This is a genomic window from Kitasatospora sp. NPDC091257 (assembly GCF_044757675.1).
GTDB lineage: Bacteria > Actinomycetota > Actinomycetes > Streptomycetales > Streptomycetaceae > Kitasatospora > Kitasatospora lactacystinica.
The window spans coordinates 1-6,851 of record NZ_JBIVVI010000413.1 but is presented as its reverse complement, the minus strand read 5'-3'; the positions used below and the strand labels follow the sequence as shown (position 1 = coordinate 6,851).

Annotated in this window: 7 protein-coding genes and 2 pseudogenes; 2 read left to right on the top strand and 7 right to left on the bottom strand. The window is 69.0% G+C overall.

The genetic code is table 11. The features are described from left to right. Together ACIQOV_RS20060 and ACIQOV_RS20055 are read right to left on the bottom strand one after the other, a co-directional pair. A pseudogene (locus tag ACIQOV_RS20060) lies at positions 1-586 on the bottom strand (hypothetical protein); the annotation flags it as partial. Continuing rightward, entirely contained in the window at positions 573-932 is a 360-nt protein-coding gene (locus tag ACIQOV_RS20055) for a helix-turn-helix domain-containing protein (protein ID WP_401050191.1), read from the bottom strand. The gene ACIQOV_RS20055 and the pseudogene ACIQOV_RS20060, both read right to left, overlap by 14 nt. 466 nt (positions 933-1,398) lie before the next feature. Here ACIQOV_RS20055 and ACIQOV_RS20050 point away from each other — a divergent pair, with 466 nt between their 5' ends. Further along, complete coding sequence (locus tag ACIQOV_RS20050; protein WP_401050189.1) at positions 1,399-2,391, top strand: phosphotransferase family protein; 993 nt, start codon at positions 1,399-1,401, stop codon at positions 2,389-2,391. A gap of 34 nt (positions 2,392-2,425) precedes the next feature. Here ACIQOV_RS20050 and ACIQOV_RS20045 read toward each other — a convergent pair whose 3' ends face one another. The 4 genes and pseudogenes from ACIQOV_RS20045 to ACIQOV_RS20030 all read right to left on the bottom strand — a co-directional run bounded on the left by ACIQOV_RS20045 (position 2,426) and on the right by ACIQOV_RS20030 (position 4,830). Further along, on the bottom strand, positions 2,426-2,917 hold the full coding sequence (locus tag ACIQOV_RS20045) for a DUF6262 family protein (RefSeq protein WP_401050186.1): 492 nt from the start codon (positions 2,915-2,917) through the stop codon (positions 2,426-2,428). Continuing rightward, on the bottom strand, positions 2,907-3,107 hold the full coding sequence (locus ACIQOV_RS20040; protein WP_401050193.1) for a hypothetical protein: 201 nt from the start codon (positions 3,105-3,107) through the stop codon (positions 2,907-2,909). The genes ACIQOV_RS20045 and ACIQOV_RS20040 overlap by 11 nt, the downstream gene beginning before the upstream one ends. A 265-nt stretch (positions 3,108-3,372) precedes the next feature. Further along, positions 3,373-3,774 (bottom strand): annotated as a pseudogene (locus ACIQOV_RS20035) (tyrosine-type recombinase/integrase); the annotation flags it as partial. 402 nt (positions 3,775-4,176) lie between these two features. Further along, the gene (locus ACIQOV_RS20030; protein ID WP_401050184.1) at positions 4,177-4,830 is read right to left on the bottom strand and encodes a TetR/AcrR family transcriptional regulator; all 654 of its coding nucleotides are present in this window, start codon (positions 4,828-4,830) and stop codon (positions 4,177-4,179) included. A gap of 174 nt (positions 4,831-5,004) precedes the next feature. Here ACIQOV_RS20030 and ACIQOV_RS20025 point away from each other — a divergent pair, with 174 nt between their 5' ends. Then, complete coding sequence (locus ACIQOV_RS20025) at positions 5,005-5,970, top strand: alpha/beta hydrolase (RefSeq protein ID WP_401050182.1); 966 nt, start codon at positions 5,005-5,007, stop codon at positions 5,968-5,970. Between the two features lie 39 nt (positions 5,971-6,009). Here the strand turns inward: ACIQOV_RS20025 and ACIQOV_RS20020 are convergent, their stop codons facing one another. Then, a complete protein-coding gene (locus ACIQOV_RS20020) occupies positions 6,010-6,528 on the bottom strand; it encodes a hypothetical protein (protein WP_401050179.1) in 519 nt (172 codons plus the stop codon). Positions 6,529-6,851 lie beyond the last annotated feature (323 nt).

The following is a 6,851-nucleotide window of genomic DNA, read 5'->3' as shown; positions in this document are numbered from 1 at the left end:
GTCCTGCGGCACCTGACCGCCCAGCTGCGCGGCCGACCTGTGCAGCGACGACGCCGCCCACGAGGCGGTCTGACCCCTCGGCAATCACGTCACGGTCGGCGTCCGGGGAGATCGCGGCGATCACTTCGTGGACGACGTCAACGGGATCGCGGTCGTCGGGGTCGGGACACATCGAACAGCGGGGCAGGCCCTTGCGGTCCCGGAAGGCCAGGCGCCGGGTGTTGCCGCAGGCGGCGCATTCCGCGGTCTCCTGGCCGCAGAGCGAGCAGTACCAGTCCTGGCCCTGGCGCTGGAGGGTCCGCAGGTTCTTGCCGCACTCGGCGCAGACCGGTGGCGAGATCGCCGACGCGCCGGCATTGCGGAGCTCGATGAGCAGGTCGCCGATGGCCCGCGGTGCCGGGGACCGGCCGTCCGTGAGGACGGGAGGCCGCATCGCCAGGGCCTGGGCGAGGCGGCGCGACTTCGCCCGGCCGCCCGCGACCGCGATGACGGCGGGCCCGAGTCCCTTCTCGACGTCGGTGATCAGATCGGTCATCAGGCCGATCGGGTCGGTGACGGCGTGGCCGTGATGGTCAGCGGTGGTCACGGCCGGTCGACACCCCTGTTCCTGGCCCGCTTCGGCCGCAGTCCGCCGAGCCCTTCCGCGGGTTCCCCGCCGCTGCTGGCGGCGGCCTTCTTCGGCTTCCTCGCGGCCCCGGCCACAGCGATGGGCTCGATGAGGTCGTCCATGGTGCAGTCCAGGATGTCGAGCAGGGCATGAGGATCTTCAGGCTCAGTCGCTCCGGTCGCTCGACGACGAGCCGGTAGACCTGGCTCGACGACAGGGTGATTCCGCGTTCGGCGAGCGGCGGCAGGAGGTCGGTGGTGGAGAACATCCCGCGGTCCGCCATGACCTTGCGCAGGTGCCACTGGTAGTCGAGCTTGGCGGCCATCGTCGGATCCCTCCTGTCAGGCCCCGGCGAACGCCGGCGCCAGTGCCTTGTGCAGGGAAGTGTTCATGAAGTCGTCGCTGACGTGCGTACAGATGGCCAGGGAGCTGTCGCACTCGTGGCCGACCTGCTGCTGGATTATCTTGAGTTCGCTGGCTCGACAGGCTGTTGACCTGCGTGTTTGCGTTGCGGTGATTGTCCGCGACGTGGCGAATGAGGGCATCGGAGGTCCTTTCCTCAGAGGCCGATCGTTACCGACCTGGGATCGCTTGTCGTTGTTACGTGGTTCCCCACCGTCAGCGTGGACTTCCGGGCTCCGGAGACCGTCCGCGCAAGTTGTGCGTTGAGGGCAGGCGTTATTGCCTCGATGCGGTTGGGCGGCATCTTGGACGTGCGTCGTTCGTCGGCAGTCGGAGGTGAGGGAGATATCCCGTGGCACGCGCGGCGCCGCCTCCAGTAGGTTCCGCGGATGCGGCAATTCGCGGAGATCGAAGACCTGTCGGGGCTTGTGCGTGACGCGCTCGGATCGGGATGCCGCGTAGTCGCGGTGGACCGGCTGCGTGGGGGGAGCAAGAAAGGGGTGTACCGGGTCCGCCTTGATGGAACCCGCACAGCGAGTGTGATCGTCTACAGCTGGGCCGATGCTGAGAACTTCTGGCCAGGCGCGCGAGAGGCCGATCCAGCTGACCCGTTCGCGCCCGCCTCCGGGCTGGTCCCGTTCCTGACCGCGCAGCGGAGCTTGGACATCCTCGGGGCACGGGTTCCGCAAGTACTCCTGGCGGATGACAGCCGACGCCACTATCCGGCGGACGTCGCCGTGGTTGAGGACGTCTCCGGCGGTACGCTCGAAGCACTCTTGGAAACCGATCCGACGCGCGCTGCGGGAACCCTGGGCGACCTCGCCGAGATGCTTGAGGTGATGCACCGACACCAGGGCCAGCGCTACGGCAGGGTGGACCTGCTGGAGCGGGGCGGATCCGTGTCCAAGGTCTCGTGCGAGCGACGGGTCCTCGACCGTGCCCTGCGGGACCTTGAGGAGGCGGCGGGGCGCGACGGTCGCATCGCGGCGGCCGACGCCGCATTGCGCGACCGTCTGCAGGAACTGGCCGATCGAGTGAGTCCTCGCACCGCATACGGGCTGATCCACGGAGAACTCGGACCCGACCACGTCCTGGTTGATGCCGACGGGCGCCCCGTCCTGATCGACATCGAGGGGCTGATGTACTTCGACGTCGAGTGGGAGCATGTGTTCCTCCAGATCCGCTTCGGAGAGCGGTACGTCGCACTGGCCCGGCCCGGTCTCGATCCGCAGCGGCTCGACCTCTACATGCTCGCGATGCGCCTGTCGCTGGTGGCCGGTCCACTGCGTCTCCTCGATGGGGACTTCCCCGACCGGGCGTTCATGCAGGAGATCGCCGAGCACAATGCGAAAGAGGCGCTGGCGCTCCTGCCGTTGGTGTAGCCCCGGGATGCGCAGGGCCGCGCGGAGCACGCGTCTACTCCTCGGCACGATCAGCTCGCCCGTGTGGGCGGGGAGGTTGGCGCTGACGGTGGGGCGTTACGTGACCATCGACAGGCTTGCCTGCGGCCCGTTGTGGGCTGGTGCGAGTTGTCGCGGCGCGTTGTTCGCCGAGAGCACGGGCGAGTTGCTCGCGAAGTTGCTGGTTCTCCTCGGTGAGGCGCCGGATACGGGTGTTGGCGGCTTCAAGGCGTCGTAGCAAGGAAGCGTCGGAGGTGCGCTGGCGTGCAGGAACCGGCGAGCCGGGGTCGCGGCGGTGTGCTGCCCGAAGGCGCTCGATCTCCTCTCGCAGGTCCGGCTGGGCGTAGAGCCAGGACCGGGACACTGCGGCCCGCTTCGCGACGGTCTCGAAGGTCACCGGCTCGACTGCCAGGTCGAGGGTGCGGAGGGCCTGGACGGCCTTGGCGCGGGTGTACTCACTGCGGCGACGGGCGGCGTCGACGATGTGCTGGCTGTTGTCAGCTCGCATCGGCACTCGCCTCCGGCCGTCCGAGGTCGTCTTCCAAGCTGGTGATGATCTTCTCCAGGTTGCCGAGAACCTGGCGGTTCATTTCGACCACGCGGGCTTGGCCGCGGGCCTCGGCTGCGGAGACGATCTGCAGTAGCTGCTGCTTCTGCTCGCGGTGCTGCGGCAGGAACTCGGGGGTCGTGACGAACATCGGGCACGTCAGGCACGCGTTGGCATGCGGACAGGTCCGTTGCACCGGCAGGCCACAGTAGCCGTTGGGGCAGGGCCTGGGTCACGCGCCCGAGCCGCTGTTCTGCCCAGGTGGCCTCGGCCAGAGGGCCGTAGGGATCGACGGTGACGCTCTCGCCCTTGATGTTGACCTTGCGGGCCTTCTCACAGTGCCGGCGGACCGTGGAGTCGTGCAGCCGGGCATAGTGGGCGGTCATCTCGCTCGAAGAGTGATCGAGAAGGACGCGTACGACTTCCTGCGGGACGTCCCGGTTGATCAGCCTGGTTCCGAAAGTGTGGCGCCATTGCTGGGGCGTCAGGTGGACCGGTCGGCCGTGTTCGTCCTGGACGTCGCATCGCTCCAGCCAGCGGTCGAGCTGGCCGCGGTAGGAGTGCGTGGTCAGTGGCCGAGTGCCGTCGGGGTTCATCCGAGGCGCCGGAAACAGCCACTGGCGGCCGCCGGGCCAGCGCTCAAGGACGCGCTGCTGCTGGGCGGCGATCTCGCCCTCGACCTCCTCGTCGATGGGGACCAGGGCTTCGCGTTTCATCTTCCGGTTGAGGTAGCGCAGGTAAGCGGCGCCGTCGGTGTCCCGGATGATGCAGTCGAAGGCCAGGTGGCAGGCGTCACCGACCCGCAGCCCGCAGCGCATGAGGATCAAGGTCAGGACCCGGCCGTCGGGGGTGTGCCAGCGGTCGAGGTCGGCGCTCTTTTCGACCTGGGCCATCACGTGCTCGGCCAGAGCCCGGGGCAGCCGCTTGTCGGGGCGGGGGAAGTCGTCGGGGTAGAAGGTCGTGTTCGCCGGGTGGCCCTGGTCCCAGCCGTGGCGGCGAACGGCGTGGAAGAAGGCGTTCAGCGAGCTGATGTCCCGGCTGCGGGAATGCGTTGAGCGCGGGTCGAGGGCCAGGTCGGCGAGGTAGCGTTCCAGCACGGCCCGGTCCACGCGGGCCGGCTCGTCGGCGGCAACGCGGGGGTCGGCCAGGAAGCCCGAGAACCGGTTAAAGACTACAGATGAACGATCTACGCGACCGCACGGCACCCACGGTCCGGCACGTCAGGGGAGCAGGGCGTCGATCTGGGCGAGGTGGGCGGCGAGGATTTCCTCGAATGCGGCGCGGCGGTCCGCTCCGAGGGGGCGGATGTCGCGGGCGAAGTGGGCCAGGGCGGGGAAGCGTTCGGGGTCGGCGCCGAGTACGGCGACACGGAACTGCTCCATGCCCTGCTCGTACTCCTCGGGGGTGACGGTGCTGATGCCGGCCTCGGAGGAGATCAGTGCCGCGAGGAGGATGACGATGCGGTGGTACCGCACCGCGACCTCCTCGTCGGGCAGGCCGGACGCGCGCAGGGCCTGCAGCAGTTCCTCCATGACCATGCGGGATCCGGTGCCGCCGGACCCGTAGCGTCCCCACACCGCGGCGAGTTGGAGTTGCTCGCCGAAGGCCTCGCGCAGGCGCAGGGCCAGGGCGGTGATGCGCTGTTTCCAGTCGCCTTCGGGGCGGTAGCCGTCCATGGAGGCCAGCAGGATCCGGTCGGCCACCGCGCGCAGCAGTTCGGTCTTGTTCCGGAAGTGCCGGTAGAGGCTGGAGGAGTCGGTCCCGAGTGCCGCGGCGAGTTTGCGCACGCTGAACGACTCGGCGTCGCTCGTGCGCAGCAGTTCCGCCGCGGTGTCCAGGATCTCCTCGGTCGACCATCGCCTTCGGCCGGTCATCCCGCCCCTCCCGTCGCTCGTCCGGACTCAGCCTAGCTCATGCACTTGCTCTTGTACTTGCTCATGCGCTTGCTCGTGCACTTGCTGTTGCACGCACCGCGTGCATAATCGGTGCAACGCACAGTCCGACCGCAACGAGACCCCGGCACCCGGCCGGGAGGGGGAGAAGGACACATGAGTGGCAGCGCGTTCGCGACACGGCCGCCGGAGCCGGACCTCTCGGCGATCACGACCGAGGAACTGCTCGCCTACCGCGACACGGAGAACCGCTGGCGGGCGTCGGGCGCGGCTCGGGCCGTCCTCGGGGAACCCGATCCCGGCGCCGCGATCGCCTGGCGGCAGGTGGCGTTGCCCGGCCGCGACGTTCCGGTCCGGGTGTACCGGCCGGTGTCGACGGGGGAGGGCGAGGCCGGCGCCCGAACCGACCTGCCACTCGTGGTCCATGTCCACGGCGGCGGCTTCGTGGGCACGGCGACCCAGTGCGACTGGGCCAACAGCCACCTCGCCGTCGAGCTGCCCGCGCTGGTCGTCTCGGTCGAGCACCGCCTCCTCGCCCCCGGTAGCCCGCTCGCGGACGCCGCCGACGACGGCTGGGGCGTGCTGGAGCACGTGGTGCGGCATGCCGCGCAGTGGGGTGTCGACCCGGCGCGCACGGCCGTCTTCGGTGAGAGCTGCGGCGCGCTGATCGGCGCGTTGACGGCGATCAGGGCCAGGGAGGCCGGCGTGGAGCTCAAGGCACAGGTGCTGGTCAATCCGGTGGTCGACGTGACCGGGACGGGGATGTTCGACCACCCCTCGATCGCCGAGTACGCGGACAACCCGCCCCCGGCCCTGCCGCTGCTGCGGCTGTTCCAGCGGCTCGCCGTTCCGCCGGGGGCCGACGCCGGCGCGGTCTCACCGCTGCACGCGAACGACCTGAGCGGGCTCGCCCCGGCGCTGGTGGTGGTGCCCACCCGGGACGCGGTCGCCGACCACGGCCGCAGCTACGCCGAGCGGCTGCGCGAGGCAGGGACCCCCGTGCGGCTCTCCGAATACCCGGGAGCCAAGCACGCGTTCCTCACCCTGCCCGGCCTGGAACCACAGGCCGAGGCCGCCCGGGCGGAGATCCTCGCGTTCCTCCGCGCGGCCCTGGCCGAGTGACGGAGGAACGACTGCCGACACCCGCAGAACGTCCTCGCATCACTCCTGGTAGCAGCACCCGCCGTACTCGTCGCAGTCGTATTCGAAGCCGTCGTCGGCGCCGTGGGTACGGCTCAGCTTTTGGTCGTCCGCGGGGCAGATCGGGGTGAACGACGGATTGACCTGGAGGAACGTCGAATCCTTCAGGGAGAACACAGAATTGACGACATCGAGGCCGTGTTCGCGAATCCCTTGCTGAATGAAGTCGAATGCGTCGTAGACGTGGCCGCAGGCGCACGTGATCGGGGCGCATCTGAAGTTCGCGACCCTGACGCCCAGCTCTACTCGAATCCTTTCGGTTTCCTCAGGGGATATCGGGCGGAGCCCCGTGCGGCGAATCCGCTCCGGAGTCCAGAACCGCTCCTTGATGACAGCGGCCTGGGTGCGGGTCAGGTAGAACGAAGCCGAGATGCCACTCGCGATCGTGGCGATGACGATGTCCGCGACGGCTTCGTCGTCCGCTGAAGCCACCACCTTTCCGGTGGCGACTACCTTGTCGATTTCCGCTAGCAGCTTCATGGTGCCCACTTCTTGAATTTCTGCGATTCACCTGCGGTGTCCGCGAACTCTCGGTGATGCGCATCATTTCGCTGTCTCGTCCGCCGGAGACCGGGTGCGGGTGAGGTTTCAGAGTCGGAGGGGGCCATCAGGCCTGTGGAGGTGCCTATTGTCAGTGTGCGACGTCCCGCGACCGCTCAGCAACCGGACCGGAGAGCCACCGTGATCGGCAGGATTTCCGGTCAATGGGTTGCAGATCTCCGGGATGGGGTGTCGGATCCCGGCCATGACGATGGTGCTGGGAACGCCGACGGCAGGCGGGGTGCGCGAGGCCCGGGCCCTCC

Excerpts from the sequence above, each read along its gene's own strand:
- ACIQOV_RS20030 (WP_401050184.1), bottom strand. The coding sequence starts at position 4,830 with ATGACCGGCCGAAGGCGATGGTCGACCGAGGAGATCCTGGACACCGCG.
- ACIQOV_RS20020 (WP_401050179.1), bottom strand. The coding sequence starts at position 6,528 with ATGAAGCTGCTAGCGGAAATCGACAAGGTAGTCGCCACCGGAAAGGTG.
- ACIQOV_RS20040 (WP_401050193.1), bottom strand. The coding sequence starts at position 3,107 with ATGTTCGTCACGACCCCCGAGTTCCTGCCGCAGCACCGCGAGCAGAAG.
- ACIQOV_RS20025 (WP_401050182.1), top strand. The coding sequence starts at position 5,005 with ATGAGTGGCAGCGCGTTCGCGACACGGCCGCCGGAGCCGGACCTCTCG.
- ACIQOV_RS20055 (WP_401050191.1), bottom strand. The coding sequence starts at position 932 with ATGGCCGCCAAGCTCGACTACCAGTGGCACCTGCGCAAGGTCATGGCG.
- ACIQOV_RS20050 (WP_401050189.1), top strand. The coding sequence starts at position 1,399 with ATGCGGCAATTCGCGGAGATCGAAGACCTGTCGGGGCTTGTGCGTGAC.
- ACIQOV_RS20045 (WP_401050186.1), bottom strand. The coding sequence starts at position 2,917 with ATGCGAGCTGACAACAGCCAGCACATCGTCGACGCCGCCCGTCGCCGC.